Consider the following 24,057-nt stretch of genomic DNA (forward strand, 5'->3'; position numbering starts at 1 on the left):
GCTCCAGCTTGTGCTCGCGCGCGATCATCGCCGCGCCCTTGCCGACGATCAGCACGTGCGGGGTCTCTTCCATGACGAGGCGGGCCGCCGTCACCGGGCTCTTGTAGCCGCGAAGCGCAGCGACCGCCCCGGCATTGCGCGAGCGGCCTTCCATGATGGCGGCGTCGAGCTCCCACTGGCCGATGGCATTGGGCGAGGCCCCGCGCCCGGCAATGTGGAACCCGCACTCTTCCAGCGCGATGACCAGCCTGTGGACGACCTCCAGCGCCGGCTCGCCCCGCTTCAGCCGCGTCTCGCCCTCGCGCAGCAGCCCGGCCATGTGGCGCTCCGAGCGCGCATGATCGAGATCCCGCAGCGGACCGGCTCCACCATGAAGGGCCAGCGCCCAGCTTTTTGCCATTCTGCTATCGCTCCGAAACGGTTTTGTTTTTCGCCACGTAACGCTTCACAGGCGGCGGTGCCACGGATAGGTTCGCGCCGTCAATGTAGTCACACACCATAAGTGCGAAGAGGAACACGCCCATGAAAGCCATTCTGTCCAAGTCGCCCGGCGGCCCGGAAACGCTGGTTCTGGAAGATGTGCCGAGCAAGGCACCGGAAAAGGGCGATGTCCTGATCGAGATCAAGGCGGTGGGTGTGAACTATCCCGACGTGCTGATCATCCAGGACCAGTACCAGTTCAAGCCCGAACGCCCCTTCTCGCCGGGCGGCGAGATTGCTGGCGTGGTCAAGGCCGTCGGCGAGGGCGTCACCAAGGTCAAGACCGGCGACCGCGTCATGGGCCAGGTCGGCTGGGGCGGCATGGCCGAGGAAGTTACCGTCGACCAGGGCCGCGTGCGCCCCTTCCCGGAAAGCATGTCGTTCGAGGAAGCCGCCGCGCTGCTGATGACCTATGGCACCTCCTACTATGCCCTCAAGGATCGCGGCCAGTGCAAGCCGGGCGAGAGCCTGCTCGTCCTCGGCGCGGCCGGCGGTGTCGGTCTTGCCGCGGTTGAGCTCGGCGCGGCCATGGGCATGGAAGTCATCGCGGCGGCCTCCAGCCAGGACAAGGTCGACCTCGCCATGGAAAAAGGCGCGAAGAAAGGCTTCGTCTATCCGCGCGGCCCGCTGGAAAAGGCCGACCAGAAGGCACTGTCCGACAAGATCAAGGAGCTTGGCGGCGGTGGCGTCGACGTCATCTATGACGGGGTCGGCGGCGACTATGCCGAACCGGCGCTGCGTGCGATGAACTGGGACGGGCGCTTCCTCGTCATCGGCTTCCCGGCCGGCATCCCGAAAATGCCGCTGAACCTGACGCTGCTCAAATCGTGCAACATTGTCGGCGTCTTCTGGGGCGCGGCCGTCGCGCGCGATCCGGAAGCCAATGAGAAGAACATCAAGGAGATCTTCGCGCTCTATGAGCAGGGCAAGATCAAGCCCCACATCTCCAACACCTACCCCCTCGAAAAGGCCCCCGACGCCATCAGCGAGCTGATGAACCGCAAGGCCATGGGGAAGGTCGTGGTGACGGTCTGACGTTACGCCGATCGCCCCGGCGAAAGCCGGGGTCTCAGGCAGATGGAGAGGTCCCGCCTGCGGCACGAGATCCCGGCCTGCGCCGGGATGAGCGGAGTCTGAATGTTCTTGGTCTGGAGGAATGACGCGGCTAACCAAAAAGTATGGCCTTCTACGTCTATATCACGACGAACAAGCCGTATGGCGTGCTCTATACGGGCATGACGGATGATATAAATCGTCGTGCCTGGAAGCATCCCGAACATCTGATCAAGGGTTTCACCGACAGGTACAATTGCGAGATGCTGGTCTGGTACGAGCCGCATGAGTCCCGCAGGTCTGCGTTCGACCGCGAACGCCGGATCAAGGAATGGAAACGGTCGTGGAAAGTCAAACTGATCGAGGAGACAAATCCCGACTGGCGCGATTTGGGAGATGTCCTGCTGTGACCCCCAGCCCGATCATCCCGGCGGAGGCCGGGATCTCAGGCCAGTGAAGAGCACGCTTGCGGCACGAGACCCCGGCCTTCGCCGAGGTGATCGGACAAGGGTTGGAATTGGTGCACCCTAAATCCATCCCCACTGTACCGTTCAGGTGTACCCTTGGGACACGATGGAGACCCCCGACCGGCACCTGAAGATCGCGATGGAGCGCGCCTGGCCCTTGCTGACCGGGCTGGCGGCGACGCTGGCCGCGCTGATCGGGCTATCTGACAGCATCGCACCCAAACGCGTCTCGCGCAGCGTGCATATCCGCGCGATGCGGCTGCTCCGTCCCGCCGAAGCGCTGCTGCGCCGGTTGATCGTGCTGATGGCGCGGGAACTCTACGGCAACCTCTCCGGCACGCACCCGACAGCCCTGAGCCCGATCCATGTGAGCCCGGACCTTGTCCGGGTGAAACGGGATCAAACTAAAAAAGCCCATTTCCAACTCTTCGAGCCGCTGGCGACCGTTGCGTCCTGCGACAGCCACCGGGCGCCGAAACCCGTCGGCAATCCACGCATCCTCAGCCTCGACGCGCCCTACCCGGCCGAGGTGGAAAAGCCCGACGGCCTCTCCGCCGCCCGGCTCGTCGCGCGGGTGCGTGCGCTCCGGAAAGTGCTGGACAATCCGAAGCATCGGGCGAAACGCTTTGCCCGTTTCCTCGCCCGCAAGGCCGCCGCCAACACGCCGATGGGCCGGCTCAATCCGGTCCGTCCCGGCTGGCCGCCGGGCGCACGGTCGCGACATACGCCACCCTGGCTCACCGACATGCTGCGCCATCTCGGGCCGGAAGTTCGAAAGCACCCGCCCTGGATGTGGGTGCGGGGCTAGCTATTCCTCTCCGCCGGTCCCTGCGCAGGCAGAGGGCCATGGCGGCGTGCGCGCAAGACCCGTCTAGCCGTCCAGTTCGGGATAGTGGCGGAAGATGCCCTCGCCGAAGGGCTGGCGCCGGTCGCTCTTGAGATAGGCGGCGATATTGGGCCGTTCGCGCACACGGGCCTGCAGGGCCCGCGCCTTGGGATAGTCGCCCTCGAGCCGTTTCATCGCCTTCGGGAAGGCATGGTCGAGCCCCTCCAGCGAATGGAAGAGCGAGAGATCGGCATAGGTGAGCGCGTCGCCCACCAGCCAGGTGTCCCCGGCCGGGTTCTGGGTCAGGATCTCCTCGAACCAGTCGAGGAATTTCGGCAGGCGGCTGTCGCGGAATGCCTGCGCGCGGGTTTTCGCTTCGGCCTTCTGGTCCTCGTAATAGGCGCCGGGGCCGAGCGGGTGGTGGGTGTCGTGGGCCTCGACGACGAGGTCGGCCACGGTGAGCTGGATCTGGTGGGTCCAGAGCGCCAGGCGCGCATCCTCGGGCACCAGGCCGAGTTTGGGCCCAAGATAGTGCAGGATGGCGGCGGTCTGGCCGACGGTCACCTCGCCATCGGTCAGGAAAGGCGGAGCGAAGCTCGGCGTGTCATCGTGGCCGGCGCCCCAGTCAGGGCTCTGGTCGGTATAGGCGACGCCGGCTTCCTCGAAGGCGAGGCGGACATATTCGCCGCGGCCGGGCACGCCCTGCCAGTAGTGGAGTGTATAGGTCATGGCCATCCAATGTGGGGAAGGCGCGCGCGTTCCTCAACGCCGTTGCCATCTTCCCCTATCGGTGCGGCCCTGCCAAAGTGCCGCGACCTTTCTTCAGGGGGATGAGACCCATGCAACTGCCCAACCCGCCGCACCACGAGCCGCACTTCATCCACCGGATCGGCTGGATGCGCGCAGCCGTCCTCGGCGCGAATGACGGCATCGTCTCCACCGCCAGCCTGCTGGTGGGCGTGGCCTCGGCCTCGGCCGGGCGCATGGAGATCCTGCTGGCCGGGATTGCCGGCCTGGTCGCCGGGGCGATGTCGATGGCGGCGGGCGAATATGTCTCGGTCAGCTCGCAGGCCGATACAGAGCGCGCCGACCTGAAGACCGAAGCCAAGGCGCTGAAAGCCATGCCGGGCGAGGAACTGGCCGAGCTGGCCGCCATCTACGAATCGCGCGGCGTGAGCCCGAAGACCGCCCGCGCGGTGGCCGAAGAGCTGATGGCGGAGAATGCACTGGAAGCCCATGCGCGCGACGAGCTCGGCATCTCGGATGTCGCGAAAGCCAATCCGGTGCAGGCGGCCTTTTCCTCGGCGGCGAGCTTTACCGTCGGCGCCGCCCTGCCCGTTCTGGCGGCGTTCCTCGCGCCGGCCGCGCATACGGGCACGGCGATTGTCGCTGCCTCGCTCGCCAGCCTCGCGGCCTTGGGCATGGCGTCGGCCCAGCTCGGCGGCGCACGGAAAATCCGCGCCGTGGGCCGGATCGTCCTCTGGGGCGCCGGCGCCATGGCGGTGACGGCCCTCGTCGGGCGGCTGTTCGGCGTGGTGGTCTAGCCGGAGCGCGCCGCTAGGCGACGCGCTCGACCATCATGTGTTTGATCTTGGCGATCGCCTTGGCCGGGTTCAGCCCCTTCGGACAGACCTGGGCGCAGTTCATGATGGTGTGGCAACGATAGAGCTTGAACGGATCCTCGAGATCGTCCAGCCGCTCACCGGTCGCCTCGTCGCGCGAGTCGATCAGCCAGCGATAGGCCTGCAGCAGCGCCGCCGGGCCGAGATACTTGTCGCCGTTCCACCAGTAGGACGGGCAGGACGTCGAGCAGCAGGCGCAGAGAATGCACTCGTAAAGGCCGTTCAGCTCGTTGCGCTGCTCTTCCGACTGCTTCCACTCCTTCTCAGGCTCCGGTGTGTCGGTCTTGAGATAGGGCTGCACATAGGCGTGCTGGGCGTAGAAGTTGGTGAGGTCCGGAATCAGGTCCTTCACCACCGGAAGGTGCGGCAGCGGTGCGATGGTGATCGTCTTGCCGGCGACCTCGTCCCAGCCCTTGGTGCAGGCAATGGTGTTCTGCCCGCCAATGTTCATCGAGCAGGAGCCGCAGACGCCTTCACGGCAGGAGCGGCGGAAGGCGAGCGTCGGATCGACATTGTTCTTGATCCAGAACAGGACGTCGAGAACCATCGGGCCGCAGCGGTCCATGTCGACCCAGTAGGTGTCCCAGCGGGGGTTGCCGCCCTCTTCGGGGGAGTAGCGGTAGATCTTGAAAGCGCGGGTATTCTTCGCGCCTTCGGGCTTCGGCCACTCCTTGCCCTTGCCGACCTTGGAATTCTTTGGAAGCGTCAGTTGTACCATGATGAGTTCCTAGTAAACGCGGGCCTTGGGTTCGATATATTCGATGTCGTTCGACATCGTGTACTCGTGGACAGGCCGATACTCGATCGTGACCTTGCCGGACACATCGACCCAGGCAAGGGTGTGCTTCATCCATTCCTTGTCGTCACGATCAGAGAAGTCCTCGCGGGCATGCGCGCCGCGGCTTTCCTGGCGGTTGGCCGCGCCATTCACCGTGACGGCGGCCTGGCCGATGAGATTGTCGAATTCGAGGGCCTCGATCAGGTCGGTGTTCCAGATCATGCCGCGATCCTTCACATCGATGCCGCCAGCCTTGGAATAGACGTCCTCGATCTTCTTCACGCCTTCGTCGAGCACCTCGCCGGTCCGGAAGACCGCGCAATTGGTCTGCATCGACTTCTGCATTTCAAGGCGCAGTTTGGCGACCGGCTGGTCGCCAGTGGCGTTGCGCATGCGGTCGAGACGCTCAAGATGCCCATCGGTCTGGACGTCGCGGACCTCCGGCTGGCTCGCGCCGGCATCGATGGTATCGCCGCAGCGAAGCCCTGCGGCCCGGCCGAAGACAACCAGGTCGATCAGCGAGTTGGAGCCGAGACGGTTGGCGCCGTGGACCGAGACGCAGGCCGCTTCGCCGACAGCCATAAGGCCCGGCACGACGCTGTCGGGATCGGCGCCCTTCTTGGTCAGCACCTCACCGTGATAATTCGTCGGGATGCCGCCCATATTATAGTGAACCGTCGGCAGGACCGGGATCGGCTCCTTGGTGACGTCGACGCCGGAGAAGATGCGCGCGGTTTCCGAAATGCCCGGCAGGCGCTCGGCCAGCGTCTCTGGCGGCAGGTGCTCCAGGTGCAGATGGATGTGGTCGTTCTCTTCGCCAACACCACGGCCTTCGCGGATCTCCACCGTCATGGCACGCGAGACAACGTCGCGTGAGGCGAGGTCCTTCGCGCTCGGCGCATAGCGCTCCATGAAGCGCTCGCCTTCGGAATTGGTGAGATAGCCGCCTTCGCCCCGTGCACCTTCCGTGATCAGGCAGCCGGCGCCGTAGATGCCGGTCGGGTGGAACTGGACGAACTCCATGTCCTGCAGCGGCAGGCCGGCACGCAGCACCATGGCATTGCCATCGCCGGTGCAGGTGTGCGCGGACGTACACGAGAAGAAAGCCCGGCCATAACCGCCGGTCGCCAGGATGGTGCGCTGGGCGCGGAAGCGGTGCAGCGTGCCGTCATCGAGTTTCCAGGCGGTGACACCGCGGCAAGCGCCTTCCTCATCCATGATGAGATCGAGCGCGAAATACTCGATGAAGAACTCGGTATCGTTCTTGAGCGCCTGGCCATAGAGCGTGTGCAGCATGGCGTGGCCGGTGCGGTCGGCGGCCGCGCAGGTGCGCTGGACCGGGCCTTCGCCGAAATTGCGGGTCATCCCGCCAAAGGCGCGCTGGTAGATCTTGCCTTCGTCGGTCCGCGAAAAGGGCATGCCCCAGTGTTCAAGCTCATAGACGGCCTGAGGTGCGTTGCGCACGAGGTATTCGATCGAATCCTGGTCGCCGAGCCAGTCGGAGCCCTTTACCGTGTCATACATGTGCCAGCGCCAGTTATCCTCGGACATGTTGCCAAGCGAGGCGGCGATGCCGCCTTGTGCAGCGACCGTATGCGAGCGTGTCGGGAAGACCTTGGTGATACAGGCGGTGCGAAGCCCGGCCTGTGCGGCCCCCAGCGCGGCGCGAAGGCCGGAGCCGCCGGCGCCGACGACGACGACATCGTAGGTGTGGTCAATGAACTTGTAGTCAGACATGGGTGACTTTCCTTGCGGGGGCAGACGGCTTAACCGCCCGCCGAAATCCAGATCTTCAGAACCGACAGCGTCGTCGCAGCCAGCAGGCCGAAACAGACGAAGGTGTTCAGGATGAGCAGGCCCTGCTTCATCCCCGCCTTCGCGATATAGTCCTCGATGACGACCTGCATACCGAGGCGCATGTGATAGAATGCCGCGCCCAGGGTGAGGATCATCAGGATCGCGTTCCAGGGCTGGGCGAGCCAGGCGGTCGCGCCTTCGAAGCCGGAGCGGCTGGCTGCGATCACGGCATATAGGAACCAGGGAACGAGGAAGATCAGTGCAATCGCAGAGACGCGCTGATGGATGTGATGCCCGGTGCCGGACTTGGCGGAGCCAAGGCCACGGGCCGCTGCAGTCGGTGTCTCGAAGTCAGTGCTCATGGCCGCCTCCTAGAACAGATTGGTCGCGAGCGACCAGATCGTCGCTGCCGCAACAATGGCAAAAGCGAAATTGAAAACCGACCAGCCGCTGGCCACTTTCGGCTGAAAGCCGACCTTCGGCCCATCCCAGAGCATATGCCGGATACCATTGGCGAAATGGAAGAGCAGAGAGGTCAGCCAGAAGAAGAGCAGGATCTGCCCGATGGGCGACAGCATGATGCCCTCGACGAAGGCATAGGCCTCCGGACCGGCCGCAATGGAGATGACCCAGACGCTGATAAGCAGGGCGCCAAGATAATTCCCGACACCTGTAACACGATGGAAAATCGACGCGGCCATCGTCCAGTGCCACTTCCAGATCTGGACGTGTGGTGACATCGGGCGTGGATCTGTCCACTCTGAACCTGACATTGGGAGTCTCCCCGAACCTGCTGTTTTGCTAAACCGGGTTCTAGAATGGTGCGGCGCAGTGTCAACGCGACAAGAGAGGTGACCGGAAAATGAAAAAAGACCTTTTGTTACTGGTTGCCACCTTTGCGCTTGCCTCATCCCCGCTCGCACACGCTCAGTCGCCCACACCGTCCGAAACGCCCGCTTCCCCTGTCACCATGGGGAATCTGGTCGCAGACTACGAAGCCCTGCTGCGGGCTGCCGACCCCTCCGCAAAAGCGCGCGAGGAAGATCGCTCGGTGCGCCGCTGGCGCTCTGTCTCGCCTGAAGATATTGCAGAGCTTGCTGAGCGTGCGCGCAGCATAAAGGCCGAATTGGGCACGCTGGAGGCCCCGCCCATGCCGGATGCGGCCATTCTGGAGCATCTGCTCGACCAGGTAATCGTGCAGGACGACTTCGACACTGCCCGCATCCCGTTTACCGGCGACTGGGGCTTTCATGCCGAGCCTTTCTTTGCCGCAAGCAATCTTCGTCTGCGCTCGGAGGATGAAGCGGAAGCCTGGATCGCCCGCCTGAATGATGTCCCGCGCTATTTCGCCGACAATGTCACGAACATGAAGCGGGGCGTGCGCACCGGCTGGACTGGCCACGCCGATCCTCTGGAGACCATGATCGACCAGGTGCGCGGCCAGGTGGTCGACACACCGGAAGAAAGCGCACTCTGGGCGCCTTTCGAATCCCTGCCCGAATACCTGACAGACGAGAAGAAAGCCGCCATCCGCGCGGCAGGCCGGGAAGCGGTCTACCGGGCGGTTGAGGCCTATCGCAGTCTGCTGGTGTATCTGGAACAGGATTATGCGCTCAACACCCGACCCGAGCCGGGAATTGGCAGCCTGCCAGACGGGAAGGCCTATTATGAAGCCGCCATCCGGACCCACACGGCTGGTGCCGGCTATACCCCGGACGAGATACACGAGATCGGCGAGGAGGAAGTCGCCCGCATCCGCTCGGAGATGGAAGAGATCATCGTGGAGATCGGCTATCCCGGCAGCTTCGAGGACTTCCTGACCTTCCTGCGCACGGACCCGCAATTCTACGCCAAGACGCCGGAAGACCTGATGGAAAAGGCCTCCAGGGTCGCCAAGCGGCTTGATGCCGTCCTGCCGGAATATTTCGGCAAGCTGCCGCGGCTGACCTATGGCGTGGAGCCGGTGCCGGCATCCATCGCGCCGGGCTATACGACGGGGCGCTATTCCGGCGGCAACCCTGAGGGCGGCGTCGCCGGGACCTATCTGGTCAACACCTATGCCCTCGACCAGCGCCCCCTCTATGAACTGCCCGCCCTGACCGCGCATGAAGCCGTGCCGGGACATCACCTGCAGATCTCGCTCGCCCAGGAGCTGGAGGATGTGCCCGACTTCCGGCGCGAATATTATGCAACGGCCTTCGGGGAAGGCTGGGGCCTTTACGCCGAAAAGCTTGCCGGGGAAGCCGGGATCTATGAGACGCCCTATGAGCGCTTCGGCGCACTGTCGTATGAGATGTGGCGCGCCTGCCGGCTTGTCGCCGATACCGGGCTTCACTGGTATGGCTGGTCCCGCGAGAAGGCCGAGCAGTGCTTCGAGCAGAACTCCGCGCTTGCCCCGCTCAACATCAAGACCGAAGTGACCCGTTATATCGGCTGGCCCGGTCAGGCGACGGCCTACAAGATCGGCCAGTTGAAGATTCTCGACCTGCGGGCCAGGGCGAAGGACGCGCTTGGCGCCGATTTCGACATCCGCGCCTTCCATGATGCCGTGCTCGACGCCGGCTCAATGCCGCTCGATGCGCTTGAACGCCGTATCGACGCGTGGATCGAGACGCAGAAAGACACCCCCGAAACCGAATTGAAAGCCTCGGCTCCGTGAAACTGACCATTCTTGAAACCGGCCGTCCGCCCCAGGCGATACGGGACGACTGGCCGCACTATCCGCAAATGTTCGAGCAATTGATTTCGCCCCATCTGCCGGGACTCACCTGTGAGAGCATCCCGGTGATGGACGAGGTGGACTTCCCCGAGCTGAATGCGCTCGACGCCATCCTTGTGACCGGCTCGGCCGCGGGCGTCTATGAGGACCATCCCTGGATGGAGCCGCTGTTCGACTTCATCCGGCAGGCCGGCGCCGCCCGGGTCCCGCAGATCGGCGTCTGCTTCGGCCATCAGGCCATTGCCGCAGCCATGGGCGCGCGGGTGGAGAAGTCAGACAAGGGCTGGGGGCTTGGCCGGCATGTCTATGAGGTCTGTGAGAAACCCGGCTGGATGACAGGGCTGACCCGCGACACCTTCTCGCTCGGCGTCAGCCACCAGGACCAGGTGCTGTCCCTGCCCGAGGGGGCCCGCCTGATCGCCGCGTCGGATTTCACCCCCTATGCCGTGCTGGACTATGGCGACGTGCCGGCCATCAGCTTCCAGGGCCATCCGGAATTCTCCGCCGGGTTCTGTTGCGCGCTGTATAATGTTCGTCGCGGCACCGCCTTCAGCCCGGCTCGGGTGGACGAAGCCTGCGACAGCCTCGAAACGCCTGTGGACAATGAGCTTGTCGGCCAGTGGATGGCAAATTTCCTGCTTGGCCAGCGGCAGCAAACCTAAATCAGGGCTGCAACTTGTAATTCGTTTATACATTCGTGCCAATGAGGGCCAATCTGACTGAAGGAGTTACCGGCCGATGATGCCCAAACCGCGTGCCGACATCGCCCCGAACACGATCGAGTTCGAGACCCTGCCGCTCGTCAAGCCGACCGGTTTCCGTGAATACGATGCCCGCTGGTGGTTCGGCATTCCCGGCAGCGACAAGGCGCCGGAACTGAACCTGCTTGGCGCCGAAGCGCTCGGCCTCGGCATGGCGACCCTGTTTCACGAACTGGGCGTCACGCCGAAAGTGGTGACCGGGCACGATTTCCGGTCGATCTCGCTGCCGATCAAGAACGCCCTGAAGCTCGGCCTTGTCGCCGGCGGCTGCGAAGTCCTGGACGTTGGTCTGGCGCTGTCACCAATGGTCTACTGGGCGCAGTTCGAACTCGATGCCGATTGCTGCGCCATGGTGACCGCAAGCCACAACGAGAATGGCTGGACCGGCGTGAAGATGGGCGCGAACAAGCCGCTCACCTTCGGGCCGGATGAGATGGGCCGCTTGAAGGAGATCGTGCTGAACGGCGAATTCCAGCCGCGCGCCGGCGGTGGCGCTTTCCGCGTCGATGACCTGCGCGAGAAATATATCGCGTCCGTTTCCGAGGGCATCAGCCTGAAGCGCAAGATCAAGGTCGTCGCCGCCTGCGGCAACGGCACAGCCGGCGCATTCGCCCCCGAGGCGCTGCGCGCCATGGGCGCCGAGGTGATCGAGATGGATTGCGACCTCGACAACACCTTCCCGAAATACAATCCAAACCCGGAAGACAGCGAAATGCTGCACGCCATGGCCAAGGCCGTGAAGGAGCATGGCGCCGATGTCGCGCTGGGCTTCGACGGCGATGGCGACCGCTGCGGTGTCGTCGACAATACGGGCGAGGAGATTTTCGCCGACAAGATCGGCCTGATGCTGGCGCGCGACCTTTCGCGCGTCCATCCGGGCCGCAGCTTCGTCGTCGATGTGAAATCCACCGGCCTCTACAAGACCGATCCGGTGCTGAAGGAAAACGGTGCCGCCGTCGATTATTTCAAGACCGGCCACTCCTACATCAAGCGCCGCACGACCGAGCTCGATGCACTGGCCGGCTTCGAGAAATCCGGGCACTTCTTCTTCCGCCCGCCGATCGGGCTTGGCTATGATGACGGCATCGTCGCTGCCGGCGCCGTCCTGCAGATGCTGGACCGCAATCCCGACAAGACGATGGCCGACCTGCGCGAGGAGTTGGGCGTGGCCTACACCTCGCTGACCATGTCGCCGCATTGCGATGACGAGCTGAAGTACGGCGTCATCGACAAGATGGTCGAGGAGTATCAGGGCCTCGAGGGCAGCGAAATTCTTGGCCGGAAAGTCACCGAGGTGAACACGGTCAATGGTGCGCGTGTCACGCTGGATGACGGCTCCTGGGTGCTGGTGCGGGCTTCGTCCAACAAGCCGGAACTCGTCGTGGTAGTCGAAAGCCTGCAATCGGCCGACGACATGCGCGACCTCTTCCACAAGGAGGTCAAGCCACGCCTCGGCAAGCATTCCGAAGTGGGCGCCTACAACCAGGAAATCTGAGGCGTCCTAGCGATTGGCCATCAGCCAGTCATAGGCCTCGTTGACCTGGCGCATCCGCTCGCTCGCCGCCTGCCTTTGGGCTGGCGAATGGCGCTGCGAGGCAAACCTGTCGGGGTGGTATTTCTTGGCCGCACGCCTGTAGGCCGCACGGATCTCTTGCGATGTGACGCAAGCGCCGAGGCCGAGCGCGGCGAGGTGTTTCTCCCGTGTGGTCGGCGCAGATTTGGAGCGGGCGGCTTCCGTCCACTCATCGAAGCCCCGTTCGCCGAAGCTGGCCTTGCGCCCAGTGTCACCGAACAAGTCTTCCGGACGGACATCCGAATAGAGATCATCGATGTCGGGACCGGAAGAAAACAGCGCGCCAATCGCCCGTTCCAGCAAGGAAAAAAGCGTCTTCAGAAGCGGCCATATGATGTAGATAAAGACCAGAATGCCCTGGGCGATAAACAGGTGAAGCTGTACTTTCCAGAACACGCCCGTCTCCTCGTTTCCGTGCCAGCTTCCGTCTGCCTGGCAGGCCACTGTGACAAGCAAGAGTTAAGCCAACTACAGGTAGATTCCTGAAATTGCCGGGTTTCGTTTCGGGCGCGCGCTCAGCGCCTCACGATTTCCCTTCCAAATTTCACACAGAAGGCCCTGCCCCGCCCGGCTTGACCTTTTGTGAGAAAAATCGCACCCCTCGGCGCGCATGTCTGGTGGCGTAACTGAAGGCGAGATCTATCCATGCGCGTAGCGATGATTGGGACAGGCTATGTCGGCCTGGTGAGCGGGGCCTGTTTTGCCGATTTCGGCCATGTCGTGACCTGTGTCGACAAGGATGCGGGCAAGATCGAACGTCTGAAGCAAGGCGAGATTCCGATCTACGAACCCGGCCTCGACGAACTCGTTGCCCAGAACGTGAATGCCGGCCGGCTCAACTTCACAACCGAAGCCAAGGATGCGATTGCCGAGGCCGATGCCGTCTTCATCGCGGTGGGCACCCCATCGCGCCGGGGCGACGGTCATGCCGACCTTTCCTATGTCTATGCCGCCGCCGAAGAAATTGCCGAGCTGATGAGCGGCTTCACCGTTGTGGTGACGAAATCCACCGTGCCGGTCGGTACGGGCGACGAGGTCGAGGCGATCATCAAGAAAACCAAGCCGGACGCCGATTTCGCCGTCGTCTCCAATCCGGAGTTCCTGCGCGAAGGCGCGGCCATCAAGGATTTCAAGATCCCGGACCGGGTCGTCGTCGGCACCGACAGCGAGCGCGCCCGTGAAGTGATGCGCGAACTCTACCGCCCGCTCTTCCTCAACGAGACGCCGATTCTGTTTACCTCCCGGCGCACCTCGGAACTGATCAAATATGCCGCCAACGCCTTCCTCGCGGTGAAGATCACCTTCATCAACGAGATGGCCGACCTCTGTGAGGCTGTCGGCGCAAATGTGCAGGAGGTTTCCCGCGGCATCGGGCTGGATGGCCGGATCGGGCGGAAATTCCTGAATGCCGGGCCGGGCTATGGCGGCTCCTGCTTTCCGAAGGACACGCTGGCCCTCACCAAGACAGCCAATGAAGCCGGCTGTCCGGTGCGCATCATCGACACGGTTGTCGAGGTCAATGCCCGTCGCAAGCGGGCCATGGCGGAAAAGGTCATCAAGGCGATGGGCGGCGATGTAAAAGGCAAGACGGTCGGCGTGCTCGGCCTGGCCTTCAAGCCGAACACCGACGACATGCGCGACGCCCCCTCACTCGATATTGTCCCGGCCCTGATCGAGGCTGGCGCCAAGGTGAAGGCGTATGATCCGGAAGGGATGCACGAAGCCCGGAAACTGCTGACCGGACTCGATTATGCCGAGGACGCCTATGGCGCCATCGACGGCGCCGATGCCATGGTCATCATCACCGAGTGGGACCAGTTCCGCGCGCTCGACCTTGACCGGGTGAAGGAAACGCTGAAGGGCGATGTCGTCGTGGACCTGCGCAACATCTATTCGCCGGAAGACATGACGCGCCGTGGCTTCAGCTACACGTCTGTCGGACGCCCGGCCGTCTGATTGCTGCGATGCCGGTTAACATGGCCGGCGCCGATTTCACAAAGCCCATCGATACGGCCTAGCCGCTCGCACGCGGCCCTGCTAAAGCGGGCCGGACAAGGACAGGAGCCCCCAAGATGAAATTCTTCGTCGACACGGCCGATACAGGCGAGATCAAGACCCTGGCCGAAGCGGGCCTGATTGATGGCGTCACGACCAACCCATCGCTGATCGCGAAATCCGGCCGCCCCTTTGCCGAGGTGATCGCGGAAATCTGTGAGCTGACGCCTGGCCATGTCAGCGCCGAAGTGGTCGCGACCGAGTATGACACCATGGTCAGCGAAGGCCGCAAGCTTCAGAAGATTGCTCCGAATGTCGCGGTGAAACTGCCGCTGACGCTGGATGGCCTGCGCGCCTGCCGCACGCTGGCCGACGAGGACACCGCGGTGAACGTCACGCTGTGCTTCTCGGCCAACCAGGCGCTGCTCGCCGCCAAGGCGGGGGCGACCTATATCTCGCCCTTCATCGGCCGGCTCGACGATATCAATGTCGATGGCATGGAGCTGATCGAGGATATCCGCACGATCTACGACAATTACATGTTCGAGACCGAAATCCTCGCCGCCTCGATCCGTACGCCCAACCATGTGAAGCTCTCGGCGCTGGCCGGCGCTGACGTGGCGACGGTGCCGCCGAATGTGCTGCGCGGCCTGATCAACCACCCGCTGACCGACAAGGGCCTTGCGGCCTTTCTTGCCGACGCCGAAAAGGCTGGCGTCAAGGTCTAGAGCCGCGCCATGAGGGCGTCGGCCAGGCGGTTGCCAAGCTCGGGGCCCTGTTCGGGATAGAGATAGGGCTCGATCAGTTCGAGTTCCATCAACAATAGCGCTCCGCTCTGCTCGCGGAGCATGTCGACGCGGGCATAAAGCGGCGTTTCGTCCAGCGTTTCCAGAACGGCCTGCGCCGCGCTGACATCACCGGGCGACGGCTCGATGGCTGTTTCCGTCCCGCCATAAAGCGACTGTATCCGGTAATCGCCCGGCGCAGCGCGCTTCAGCAACGCATGGGAAAGCGCCCCGTCGATAAAGATGAAGCTTAGCTCGCCCTCCTGTTCGATCATCGGCAGGAAAGGCTGGACCATCATGGGGTGCGGCATGGCCGGGATGGGCTCGCCGCGTTTCAGGCGATGCTGCCCGAACGCCCCGCCGGCAATCTGGCGCTTGAAGACGAGATCGTCTGAGCCAAGCGTATCGAAGGCGGCAGAAACCGCCGCCTCATCGACCCGATCGAGCCAGAGCGTGGGAATGAGCCTTGCCCCACGCGCCTCAAGGTCGCGCAGATAGGTCTTCCGGATATTCCAGCTGACCAGGTCTGCCGGATTGTGGAGCTGTGTCTGCGACCCGATTGTCGATAGCGTCTCCAGAAAGGCGTCCACCCGGTCCCAGTAATCCCAGGTCGTTCCGATCAGGGCCGCGTCGTAGCTTGCCCAGTCGGCGGCTGGGTCATCCCAGGCGATTGCCTCGATGCTCGCGCCATGCCGGGAGAAGCCGGTACGCAAGAGATCCATCATATAATCATGCTCAAAAGCGTCACCGCGCCGTATCGGTGAGCCCGGCAAAGTCACTTCGGAAGCTAGATAGGCAATTCGCATCGCCGGGGCCTATATCTGCCCACACGGCTTGCGTCCACGCCGAAGGTTTGCGAAGCCAGCCCCGACTTTAGGCAAAAAAAGCGAGGTGCCCGTGACAGATACCCGGTTCGACGTCGTCGGTCTTGGCAATGCAATTGTCGACATGATTGCTCCTGTTGAGGACTCTTTTCTCCAGGAACATGAGATCCGCAAGGAAGGCATGACCCTTATTGACGAACCCCGTGCCGACAAGCTCACGGCCGCTGCCCCGCATGCCCAGCAGCTCTCTGGCGGGTCCGGGGCGAACACGATTGTCGGCCTGGCGAGCTTCGGCGCGAAGGCCTCCTATATCGGCAAGGTATCTCAGGACCCGCTGGGCGATGTCTTCCGCAAGGACATGAATGATAGCGGCATTCCCTTCACCACGCCGCCGCTTTCGGAAGGCCCGGCTACGGCCCGCTCCATCATCTTCGTGACGCCCGATGGCGCCCGCAGCATGAACACCTTCCTCGGGGCCTCGGTGCTCTTCTCGCCGGACGATGTCGAGGAAGAGGCCGTCAAATCCGCCGGCATCCTCTATCTCGAAGGCTATCTCTTCGACCAAGAACCGGCAAAGAAGGCCTTTGTGCACGCCTCCGAGATCGCCAAGGCCGCCGGCCGCAAGGTCTCGCTGACGCTGTCGGACAATTTCTGCGTCGAGCGCCACCGCGCGAGCTTCCTGCACCTGATCCGCAACCACGTCGACATTCTCTTCTCGAATGAGGCCGAGCTTCTCTCGCTTTACGAGACCGAGGATTTCGACGAGGCCCTGTCCAAGCTGCAGGCCGATACGGGCCTTGCGGCGGTCACACGCTCGGAAAAGGGCTCTGTGGTGATTGGCGGCGGCGACCCGATCCATGTCGAGGCCGAGCCGGTCGGTGATGTCGTCGATACGACGGGTGCGGGCGACCAGTACGCCGCCGGCTTCCTGTTCGGCCTGTCGCGCGACCTGCCGCTGCCGACCTGCGCAAAACTCGGCCACATCGCTGCGGCAGAGGTCATTTCCCATTATGGGCCGCGGCCCGAGACACCTTATGCCGACCTGGCCAAGAAGGCCGGCATCATCACCTGAAGCCATATCGAGCCTGGGCCATAGCGCCCGGGCTCACGCTTCCTGCAGGGCCTCGACCGCATAATCGAGCCTGTCATGACCGAAGAAGAGCTCATCGCCCACGAAGAAGCTCGGCGCACCGAAAGCCCCGCGGGCAACCGCCTCATCTGTGTTCGCCTTCATTGCTGCCTTGGTGTCTGCGTCTTCTGACAGCGCCAGAATGCGGGCCGGATCGAAGCCTTCCCTCTCGCACATTCCTCTGACCTGGTCCGCATCATCGGTCTTGAGCGGCTCTGGTTCCGCCCAGACATGCCGGAAGACCGCCTCTATGAAGCTGCGCTGCTCGTCAGGATTGTCCGCCAGCCCGCACGCAGCCCGCAGCAGGGGACGCGTATTCATCAGCGGGAAATGCGGATTCATGCGAAAGCCAAGGCCATGGCGCCGGCAGCAGCGCTCCAGATCCTTGCTCATATACACCCCCTTCACCGGCACCAGGCCCGGTGGCCGGTTGTCTGTGGCCTTCATCACGGCTCCGAGGAACATCGGCCGGTAAGCGACACCGGCGTCCACGCCCTCAAGATGGCCCGGCAGGGCATGGAAGGCGACATAGGAGAAGGGGCTTATGAAATCGAAAAAGAAGTCGAGCGTCTTTGGCATGGCTAGGCCCTTTCCGGCGCGCTAAGTTGCGATGACAGGCAGAGCATCATACGCTCACGCCCGGTCGGTAATGGAGCAGCAAACGAGCAGGGATAATCGACTTTGCCGCCAATAAACAGGTTCCATTTTGGAACTTTACCAAAACAGGGTATGATTGGCTATCATGAAATGGTCCGAGCTTGACGAAAACTGGTGCCCTGTCGCCCGCACGCTAACCCTGGTCGGAGACCGGTGGACACTCCTGATCCTGCGGGACTGCTTTCTGGGGTGCTCGAAATTCGAGGAATTCGCCGCCAATACGGGCGCGACCCGGCATATCATCTCAAGCCGGCTCAAGCGCCTGGTGGACGCCGGTATTCTTGAACGGAAGGCTTATTCGCAGCGGCCCAAGCGGCACGAATACCTTCTGACCGAAAAGGGCAAGGAGTTCGCGCCTGCGCTGATCACCTTGCGCGACTGGGGCAAGAAGCACCTGCCCGTGCGCCGCTCGGCCACGGCCAGTGCCGCTAAAGAATGAATTTCGACAAATCGCTATTGCCGGCCAGGTCGGAAAGCTGCGCCTCGACATAATCGGCCGTGATCGTCACCGTCTCACCCTTGCGGTCAGGCGCGGTAAAGCTGATCTCGTCCAGGAGGCGTTCGAGCACGGTCTGGAGGCGGCGGGCGCCGATATTCTCAACCGTGTCATTCACGCGAACCGCGATGTCGGCCAGTGCATCAATCGCCGCATCCTCGAATTTCAGCTCCACGCCCTCGGACTGCATCAGCGCTTCATGCTGGCGGATAAGCGAGGCTTCCGGCTCGATCAGGATGCGGCGCATGTCGTCGCGACTCAGCGGCTTGAGCTCGACCCGGATTGGCAGGCGGCCCTGCAGTTCCGGCAGGAGGTCGGACGGCTTGGCGACGTGGAAGGCGCCGGACGCAATGAACAGAATATGGTCGGTGCGGACCGGGCCGCGGCGCGTGGACACCGTGGTGCCCTCGATCAGGGGCAGCAGGTCGCGTTGCACACCCTCACGGCTGACATCGCCACCGCTGCGCCCGCTTGAGCCGGCAACCTTGTCGATCTCATCGAGGAAGACGATGCCGTCAGACTCGACCAGCCGGATTGCTTCACGGGTGACGCTTTCCTCGTCGATCAACTTGTCGGCTTCTTCGCCGATCAGCGGCTTGTAGGCATCATGCACCGTTGTGCGTACTCTTTTGGTACGTCCTCCCATCGCCTTGCCGAGCAGGTCGCCCAGATTGACCATGCCCATGGAACCGCCGCAGCCCGGCATGTCCATCATCGGCATCGGATTGCTGGTATCGGCCAGCTCGATATCGATGTCGCGGTCATCCAGCTCGCCATCACGCAGCTTGTTGCGGAAGACTTCGCGCGTGGACGACTGGGCATCCTCCCCAACGAGCGAATCCAGAAGCCGGTTTTCAGCCGCCTCGCGCGCCTGTTCCTCGACGGCCTTACGACGCTGGGCTTTCACCATGCTGACGGCCGACTCGACCAGGTCGCGGACAATCTGTTCGACGTCCCGGCCGACATAGCCGACTTCGGTAAACTTCGTTGCCTCAACCTTGAGGAAGGGCGCATTAGCCAGCTTGGCGAGCCGGCGCGAAACCTCGGTCTTGCCGACGCCCGTCGGACCGATCATCAGGATGTTCTTCGGCGTGATCTCCTCGCGCAGTTCATCGGGCGCCTCTTTCCGGCGCCAGCGATTGCGTAGCGCGAGGGCAACGGCCCGCTTCGCGTCGGCCTGGCCAACAATGTGCCGGTCAAGCTCGGCAACGATTTCCTTCGGCGTCAGCATGTCCATCAGGCTTTGAGATCCAGGGTCTCGATCGAGAAATTGCTATTGGTGTAGACGCAGATATCGGCGGCGATTTCCATCGCCTGACGGCCGAGCGTTTCAGCGTCCTTTTCATAGGCATAGAGCGCGCGGGCAGCGGCGAGCGCATAATTGCCGCCAGAACCGACAGCCACAACATGATGCTCCGGCTCGAGTACGTCGCCGGCGCCCGTGATCACCAGGGTCACCTCCTTGTCGGCCACGATCAGCAGGGCTTCGAGCTTCTGGAGATATTTCTCCGTGCGCCAGTCCTTGGCCAGTTCGACAGCGGCGCGCTGAAGCTGGTTGGGATGGCGCTCGAGTTTCTGCTCAAGCCGCTCAAACAGGGTGAAGGCATCCGCCGTGGCGCCAGCAAAGCCGGCCAGAATCTGGCCATTGCCGAGCCGGCGCACCTTGCGGGCATTGCCCTTCATGACGGTCTGGCCCATCGAAACCTGGCCATCACTGAGCATGACGACCTTGTCGCCAGTGCGAACCGAAAGGATCGTCGTGCCATGCCAGAGCGGAGAGGAAGGTCTGTCTTGTTCAGTCACGAGAGGTGATGTGGCGCACCTGGGGGCGATCCGCAAGAGCCTGAGAGGCTTCAGCTCACATCGGCTGCATCGCCTGCGCGGTCCTGGCGCAGCATCTCGATGAAGCGATCGAATGCGACGGGCGGGCTGTAGAAATAGCCCTGGTACTGGTCACAGCCGCGCCGGCGCAGGAAATCCTTCTGGGCCTCAGTCTCCACGCCTTCGGCCACTGTTTCCATGCCGAGCGATTCCGCCATACCGAGGATCATCTCGACAATCGCCGGCGCCTGCTCGTCAGTATAGAGGCTGGAAATGAAGGCCCGGTCGATCTTGAAGACGTCAAACGGCAGGCGGCCCAGCATGGCCAGGTTGGAGTGGCCGGTCCCGAAATCGTCGATAGCGAGCTTCACCCCCATCGTTTTCAGCGGGCCGATCACATCCCGCAACCGTTCCGGATCGGACACGGCAACGCTTTCGGTGATTTCAAGCTGCAGGAGTTTCGGCGGAAGGCCTGCCTCACTCATGGCGTGGATAATCTTGCCACCAAGGTCCTCGGCTTCGAACTGCAGCGGGGAAACATTCACGGCCACCGAGACGCCTTCAAAGCCAAGGCCGTGCCATCTCGCCCCGGCCTTGCAGGCCTGCTCGGTGATCTGCGTGCCGATATCCCCGATCAGGCCGGTCGCCTCGGCCACGGGAATGAAGACATTGGGCGAAACGATACGTCCGCTCTCCAGCTTCCAGCGGGCAAGCGCTTCGGCGCCGACGATGCGACCGGTGCGCAAATCCACCTTCGGCTGGAAGACAGGCAGGAAGCGTCTGTTCTCGACAGCGGCGCGAACCTCAGCTTCCAGCCGCTTGCGGGCGGCATTCTGGCGGTCGAGTTTCGGGGAATAGAAGTGCAGGTCGGCATGATCGGTCCGCCGGGCCTGGAACAGCGCGGACTCGGCGCGCTTGCGGATTTCCTGGGCCGACTGGCCATCTTCCGGGATCATCACGATGCCGGCTGATGCGGGCAGCCGGAGATTCTGCCCGCCAATCGTATAAGGCTGTCTCAGGGCATCGAGCAGGTTGCGCACGAACCGCATCACCTCGTGACGCGCCCCGATGCGGTTCACCAGAACGGCGAACTCATCCGATTGCAGCGCGAAGACGGGCCAGCTGTCGCTCTCAAGGGACAATTCCTGCTGACGGGTCTCGACGAATTGCGAGATGCGCTTGGCCATCGCCGCGTGGACTTCATGCGGCATGATTGTGCCATGAAGCTCGGAAAACTGCTGCAGGCCATCGGCATCGACCAGGACATAGGCGGCCGGTTCTTCAAAGGATGAGTGCGCGATGAACTCCGTCAGCTGCTGGGTCAGCCGGGCCGAATTGCCCAGCCCCGTGCGCTCGTCGGTGTAAGCAGCATCCGAAAGTTTCTGGATCTCTCCGCGCAACTGCCGGATCGTGCGTACCAGATCGGCCCGGAGGTAGCGAAACTCCTCGAAGAGAAGCGGCGCCTCGCCAGACTGAAACCGGCGGCCGGCACTCAGGCGGCTCAGCGTCTTGCTCAGCTCGCGGACCTGCACACTTGCAATGCGGGAAAAATAGCCTGCCACCCAGTAAGACAGGCCAACCACGATCAGGGTAGCGCTGACCATCATGGCCAGCGGAATGGGCAGGCCGCCAGGGGCGATGCGGCCGGCATGGACGGTGCCCACCACCTCGCCGTCCGCCAGAACAGGCGCGTGATAGCCATCGGAAAGCAGCTTCCGCTCGCCCGTGCCGGCGACGATATCGCCCGCGCTGTCTGTCACCAAGGCCGTGTCGGGGGCAAGGCCGGTCACGAGCTGGTCAACCATGGCATGGTTTCCGGCAGCCAGCTCCGGGGCGATGACCGCCGAAATCCGGTCCGCCAGCATTTGCGACGACGCGCTGGAGCGCGAGTCCGCCGCGCTCGAATACATCACATCGAAGGCCAGCGCCGTGGCGAGCGCACACAGCGCAGCCGTTACAGGGACAACCACTGAAAAGCGGGCCTTCGAGAGCGCGCGCGTGAATTTGTCAAATATCCGCACGGCCGGCCCCGGCTTTATGATCGATCAAACATGACACATACGGACATTATCCCCGGAAACTTTAGAATTCCGTGAATGAATCTGATGTAGCTCTTTGGATCGAGACACACTATCTGATGCCGGACATGACCGACCAACGCACTGCCACGATTACGCGCACAACGCGCGAGACAGACATTACCGTGACCGTCAATCTCGACGGGACGGGCCGCTCCGATATTGAAACCGGGGTCGGCTTCTTCGATCACATGCTGGATTCGCTGTCGCGCCACAGCTTCATCGACATGACGGTGAAGGCCAAAGGCGATCTGCATATCGACGCCCACCACACCGTCGAGGATACGGGCATCGTCATCGGGCAAGCCATCAAGCAGGCGCTGGACGATTTTGCCGGGATCACCCGCTTCGGCCACGCCTATGTCCCGATGGACGAGACGCTGAGCCGGGCCTCCATCGATCTCTGTAAGCGTCCTTACCTTGTCTGGAAGGTGGACTTCCGGCGCGACAAGGTCGGCGATCTCGACACAGAGCTTTTCAAGGAATTCTTCCACGCGCTGGCCGGCAATGGCGGCATGTGCCTGCACGTCGAGAACCTCTACGGCGAGAACAATCACCACATCGCCGAAAGCTGCTTCAAGGCCACGGCACGGGCGCTTCGCATGGCCGTGACCGCCGACCCGCGCCTTCAGGGCAAGCCGGCGTCCACGAAAGGCAGCCTCTAGGGCTTATTTACGATAGTCGAGCGGAGGCTCACGGTCGCCGAGAAGCGACTTGTATTCATAGTCCGGCCCACGCTTTTCTTCGAACTCTTCCCAGGCCTGCTCGATTAGGTCTTCGTTCTGGTAAAGCTCGATGGCGGCCAGGGTAAGCGTCTTGGCCGCCAGCTTGGCGCCCTTCTCCCCGATCGACATGCCGCTTGCAGCAACCGCCTGCCAGCTATGGGCCGAGGTGCCCGGCACCCAGGTGGCCGTGCGCAAGCCAACCGTCGGGACCGCCCAGGAGACGTCGCCCACATCGGTCGAGCCGTAGCCTAGCGAGATCTCGAAGGGCTGGATCTCCTCCTCGGAGCCGATCTTCAGCTCCGGATCGTCGAACGTTGCCGCAATCTTCTCGGCATAGGCCTTTTCTTCAGATGTGTAGGTGATGCCACCTGTGTCGCGCAGCTTCTCATCCATCATCCGGGCCAGCGTTTCATTGACCAGGAGCGGGTTGTTACCGTGGATGATCTCCCACTCCACTTTCGTGCCGGTGCCCATGGCCGCGCCGCGAGCGGCATCTTCCAGGCGCGTCCAGATCTTGTCGACGCCATCGGCATCCGGGTGGCGGACATAGTAAAAGACTTCCGCGAAGTCCGGCACCACGTTCGGGGCGTTGCCGCCGGAGGTGATGACATAATGCATGCGGGCATCCTGAGGCATGTGCTCATGCATCATATTGGCCATCATGTCGAAAGCCTCGACCCCGTCGAGAGCGGACCGCCCGCGCTCCGGGGCACCAGCCGCGTGGGCTGACTGGCCGTAGAAGCGGAACTTGGCCGAACGGTTGGCGAGCGAGGTGTTCGCCGCGGCAGAGTTCTCATCGTCCGGGTGCCAGTGCATGGCGATGTCGACATCGTCGAAAAGGCCGGCGCGCGTCATGTAGACCTTGCCGCTGCCGCCCTCTTCGGCCGGTGTGCCGTAAAGGCGGATCGTGCCCTGGGCCCCGGTCTCCTCAAGCCAATGGCGGATGGCGATGGCTGCCGTCGTCGAGCCGGCGCCGAACAGATTGTGCCCGCAGGCCTGGCCGGCTGCCTTGCCCGGCACCTGCTCGCGGGTCGGGGCATCGGTCTGGTTGATGCCCGGCAGCGCATCGAATTCCGCCAGGATCGCGATGACCGGCTCGCCCGAGCCATATTCCGCGACGAAAGCCGTCGGGATATCGGCAACCCCAGCTTCGATCTCGAAGCCTTCTTCGGCCAGCGTGTCCTGCAAGAGCTGCGATGACTTGGTTTCCTGATAGCCAACCTCGGCCCATTGCCAGAGCTGGTCGGCAAGGCTTTCGGTTAGCTCCGATCGCTGTTCGACGAGGCCAATAGCCTCTTCGGTGGACATTTCGGCAGAGGCGGGTGCGGACAGACTAAGCGCAAGGACACCAAGGGACGCGGCAAAAAGGGACGGACGCATTAAGGATTCTCCATGATGGTTTACCGGCGACCTTGCGACACAGCTGGCAGCTTATCAAGCCAATGCCTCTTTCCCTCGCCGCTGCACCCGT

Annotated in this window: 25 protein-coding genes; 12 read left to right on the top strand and 13 right to left on the bottom strand. The window is 63.0% G+C overall.

Going from position 1 to position 24,057, the window contains the following annotated elements:
• On the bottom strand, nt 1–400 hold a 400-nt coding region (locus tag B8784_RS03645; protein ID WP_199288571.1), incomplete at its 3' end, for an isoaspartyl peptidase/L-asparaginase.
• Nucleotides 401–522: 122 nt separating this feature from the next.
• Here B8784_RS03645 and B8784_RS03650 point away from each other — a divergent pair.
• The 3 genes from B8784_RS03650 (at nt 523) to B8784_RS03660 (ending at nt 2,808) form a co-directional block, all read left to right on the top strand.
• The gene (locus tag B8784_RS03650) at nt 523–1,515 is read left to right on the top strand and encodes an NADPH:quinone oxidoreductase family protein (protein ID WP_084396265.1); all 993 of its coding nucleotides are present in this window, start codon (nt 523–525) and stop codon (nt 1,513–1,515) included.
• A 143-nt stretch (nt 1,516–1,658) separates the two neighbouring features.
• Nucleotides 1,659–1,943 (top strand): GIY-YIG nuclease family protein, encoded by a 285-nt coding sequence (locus B8784_RS03655; protein WP_084396266.1) that lies wholly within the window; start codon nt 1,659–1,661, stop codon nt 1,941–1,943.
• A 163-nt stretch (nt 1,944–2,106) separates the two neighbouring features.
• The gene (locus B8784_RS03660) at nt 2,107–2,808 is read left to right on the top strand and encodes a hypothetical protein (RefSeq protein WP_084396267.1); all 702 of its coding nucleotides are present in this window, start codon (nt 2,107–2,109) and stop codon (nt 2,806–2,808) included.
• A gap of 63 nt (nt 2,809–2,871) precedes the next feature.
• On the opposite strand, the gene B8784_RS03665 is transcribed toward B8784_RS03660, so the two are convergent.
• Nucleotides 2,872–3,555 carry a glutathione S-transferase gene (locus tag B8784_RS03665; RefSeq protein ID WP_084396395.1) on the bottom strand — a complete coding sequence of 228 codons (684 nt, stop codon included), beginning with the start codon at nt 3,553–3,555 and terminating at the stop codon, nt 2,872–2,874.
• Nucleotides 3,556–3,665: 110 nt separating this feature from the next.
• Here B8784_RS03665 and B8784_RS03670 point away from each other — a divergent pair, with 110 nt between their 5' ends.
• Nucleotides 3,666–4,370 (top strand): VIT1/CCC1 transporter family protein, encoded by a 705-nt coding sequence (locus B8784_RS03670; RefSeq protein ID WP_143435273.1) that lies wholly within the window; start codon nt 3,666–3,668, stop codon nt 4,368–4,370.
• A 13-nt stretch (nt 4,371–4,383) separates the two neighbouring features.
• On the opposite strand, the gene B8784_RS03675 is transcribed toward B8784_RS03670, so the two are convergent.
• The 4 genes from B8784_RS03675 to sdhC are packed head-to-tail and all read right to left on the bottom strand — an operon-like array spanning nt 4,384 to nt 7,796.
• A complete protein-coding gene (locus tag B8784_RS03675; RefSeq protein WP_084396269.1) occupies nt 4,384–5,166 on the bottom strand; it encodes a succinate dehydrogenase iron-sulfur subunit in 783 nt (260 codons plus the stop codon).
• 9 nt (nt 5,167–5,175) lie between these two features.
• Complete coding sequence (gene sdhA, locus B8784_RS03680) at nt 5,176–6,963, bottom strand: succinate dehydrogenase flavoprotein subunit (protein WP_084396270.1); 1,788 nt, start codon at nt 6,961–6,963, stop codon at nt 5,176–5,178.
• A gap of 29 nt (nt 6,964–6,992) precedes the next feature.
• Complete coding sequence (sdhD, locus tag B8784_RS03685) at nt 6,993–7,385, bottom strand: succinate dehydrogenase, hydrophobic membrane anchor protein (protein WP_084396271.1); 393 nt, start codon at nt 7,383–7,385, stop codon at nt 6,993–6,995.
• Between the two features lie 9 nt (nt 7,386–7,394).
• A complete protein-coding gene (sdhC, locus tag B8784_RS03690; protein ID WP_084396272.1) occupies nt 7,395–7,796 on the bottom strand; it encodes a succinate dehydrogenase, cytochrome b556 subunit in 402 nt (133 codons plus the stop codon).
• Nucleotides 7,797–7,885: 89 nt separating this feature from the next.
• On the opposite strand from sdhC, the gene B8784_RS03695 reads away from it, so the two are divergent.
• From B8784_RS03695 to B8784_RS03705, 3 genes are all read left to right on the top strand, one after another.
• Entirely contained in the window at nt 7,886–9,682 is a 1,797-nt protein-coding gene (locus tag B8784_RS03695; protein ID WP_084396273.1) for a DUF885 domain-containing protein, read from the top strand.
• Entirely contained in the window at nt 9,679–10,404 is a 726-nt protein-coding gene (locus B8784_RS03700) for a type 1 glutamine amidotransferase (protein WP_084396274.1), read from the top strand. The genes B8784_RS03695 and B8784_RS03700 overlap by 4 nt, the downstream gene beginning before the upstream one ends.
• A gap of 79 nt (nt 10,405–10,483) precedes the next feature.
• Complete coding sequence (locus B8784_RS03705) at nt 10,484–11,998, top strand: phosphomannomutase/phosphoglucomutase (protein WP_084396396.1); 1,515 nt, start codon at nt 10,484–10,486, stop codon at nt 11,996–11,998.
• 6 nt (nt 11,999–12,004) lie between these two features.
• Here B8784_RS03705 and B8784_RS03710 read toward each other — a convergent pair whose 3' ends face one another.
• Entirely contained in the window at nt 12,005–12,472 is a 468-nt protein-coding gene (locus B8784_RS03710) for a J domain-containing protein (protein ID WP_158085563.1), read from the bottom strand.
• Between the two features lie 249 nt (nt 12,473–12,721).
• Here B8784_RS03710 and B8784_RS03715 point away from each other — a divergent pair, with 249 nt between their 5' ends.
• Nucleotides 12,722–14,032, top strand: coding sequence for a UDP-glucose dehydrogenase family protein (locus B8784_RS03715; protein ID WP_084396276.1), 1,311 nt, complete (start codon nt 12,722–12,724; stop codon nt 14,030–14,032).
• Nucleotides 14,033–14,148: 116 nt separating this feature from the next.
• Nucleotides 14,149–14,799, top strand: coding sequence for a fructose-6-phosphate aldolase (gene fsa / locus B8784_RS03720; protein ID WP_084396277.1), 651 nt, complete (start codon nt 14,149–14,151; stop codon nt 14,797–14,799).
• On the opposite strand, the gene B8784_RS03725 is transcribed toward fsa, so the two are convergent.
• Nucleotides 14,796–15,581 carry an ATP-grasp domain-containing protein gene (locus tag B8784_RS03725; protein ID WP_233355956.1) on the bottom strand — a complete coding sequence of 262 codons (786 nt, stop codon included), beginning with the start codon at nt 15,579–15,581 and terminating at the stop codon, nt 14,796–14,798. The genes fsa and B8784_RS03725 overlap by 4 nt on opposite strands.
• Before the next feature lie 172 nt (nt 15,582–15,753).
• On the opposite strand from B8784_RS03725, the gene B8784_RS03730 reads away from it, so the two are divergent.
• On the top strand, nt 15,754–16,752 hold the full coding sequence (locus tag B8784_RS03730) for an adenosine kinase (protein ID WP_084396397.1): 999 nt from the start codon (nt 15,754–15,756) through the stop codon (nt 16,750–16,752).
• A 33-nt stretch (nt 16,753–16,785) separates the two neighbouring features.
• Here the strand turns inward: B8784_RS03730 and B8784_RS03735 are convergent, their stop codons facing one another.
• Nucleotides 16,786–17,388 carry a 2-hydroxychromene-2-carboxylate isomerase gene (locus tag B8784_RS03735; RefSeq protein WP_084396279.1) on the bottom strand — a complete coding sequence of 201 codons (603 nt, stop codon included), beginning with the start codon at nt 17,386–17,388 and terminating at the stop codon, nt 16,786–16,788.
• Between the two features lie 163 nt (nt 17,389–17,551).
• Between B8784_RS03735 and B8784_RS03740 the strand changes: the two genes are divergently transcribed.
• On the top strand, nt 17,552–17,905 hold the full coding sequence (locus B8784_RS03740) for a winged helix-turn-helix transcriptional regulator (RefSeq protein WP_084396280.1): 354 nt from the start codon (nt 17,552–17,554) through the stop codon (nt 17,903–17,905).
• Here the strand turns inward: B8784_RS03740 and hslU are convergent.
• The 3 genes from hslU to B8784_RS03755 are packed head-to-tail and all read right to left on the bottom strand — an operon-like array spanning nt 17,895 to nt 21,804.
• Nucleotides 17,895–19,199 carry an ATP-dependent protease ATPase subunit HslU gene (gene hslU, locus B8784_RS03745; protein ID WP_084396281.1) on the bottom strand — a complete coding sequence of 435 codons (1,305 nt, stop codon included), beginning with the start codon at nt 19,197–19,199 and terminating at the stop codon, nt 17,895–17,897. The genes B8784_RS03740 and hslU overlap by 11 nt on opposite strands.
• Nucleotides 19,199–19,765, bottom strand: coding sequence for an ATP-dependent protease subunit HslV (gene hslV, locus B8784_RS03750; RefSeq protein ID WP_084396282.1), 567 nt, complete (start codon nt 19,763–19,765; stop codon nt 19,199–19,201). Before hslV ends, hslU begins: the two co-directional genes overlap by 1 nt.
• 50 nt (nt 19,766–19,815) lie before the next feature.
• The gene (locus B8784_RS03755; protein ID WP_084396283.1) at nt 19,816–21,804 is read right to left on the bottom strand and encodes a putative bifunctional diguanylate cyclase/phosphodiesterase; all 1,989 of its coding nucleotides are present in this window, start codon (nt 21,802–21,804) and stop codon (nt 19,816–19,818) included.
• A 125-nt stretch (nt 21,805–21,929) separates the two neighbouring features.
• On the opposite strand from B8784_RS03755, the gene hisB reads away from it, so the two are divergent.
• Nucleotides 21,930–22,526 carry an imidazoleglycerol-phosphate dehydratase HisB gene (gene hisB / locus B8784_RS03760; protein ID WP_084396398.1) on the top strand — a complete coding sequence of 199 codons (597 nt, stop codon included), beginning with the start codon at nt 21,930–21,932 and terminating at the stop codon, nt 22,524–22,526.
• 3 nt (nt 22,527–22,529) lie between these two features.
• Here hisB and B8784_RS03765 read toward each other — a convergent pair whose 3' ends face one another.
• Nucleotides 22,530–23,966, bottom strand: a complete 1,437-nt coding sequence (locus B8784_RS03765; RefSeq protein WP_084396284.1) for an amidohydrolase — start codon at nt 23,964–23,966, stop codon at nt 22,530–22,532.
• Nucleotides 23,967–24,057 lie beyond the last annotated feature (91 nt).

It is taken from the genome of Henriciella aquimarina (genome assembly GCF_002088975.1).
GTDB lineage: Bacteria > Pseudomonadota > Alphaproteobacteria > Caulobacterales > Hyphomonadaceae > Henriciella > Henriciella aquimarina.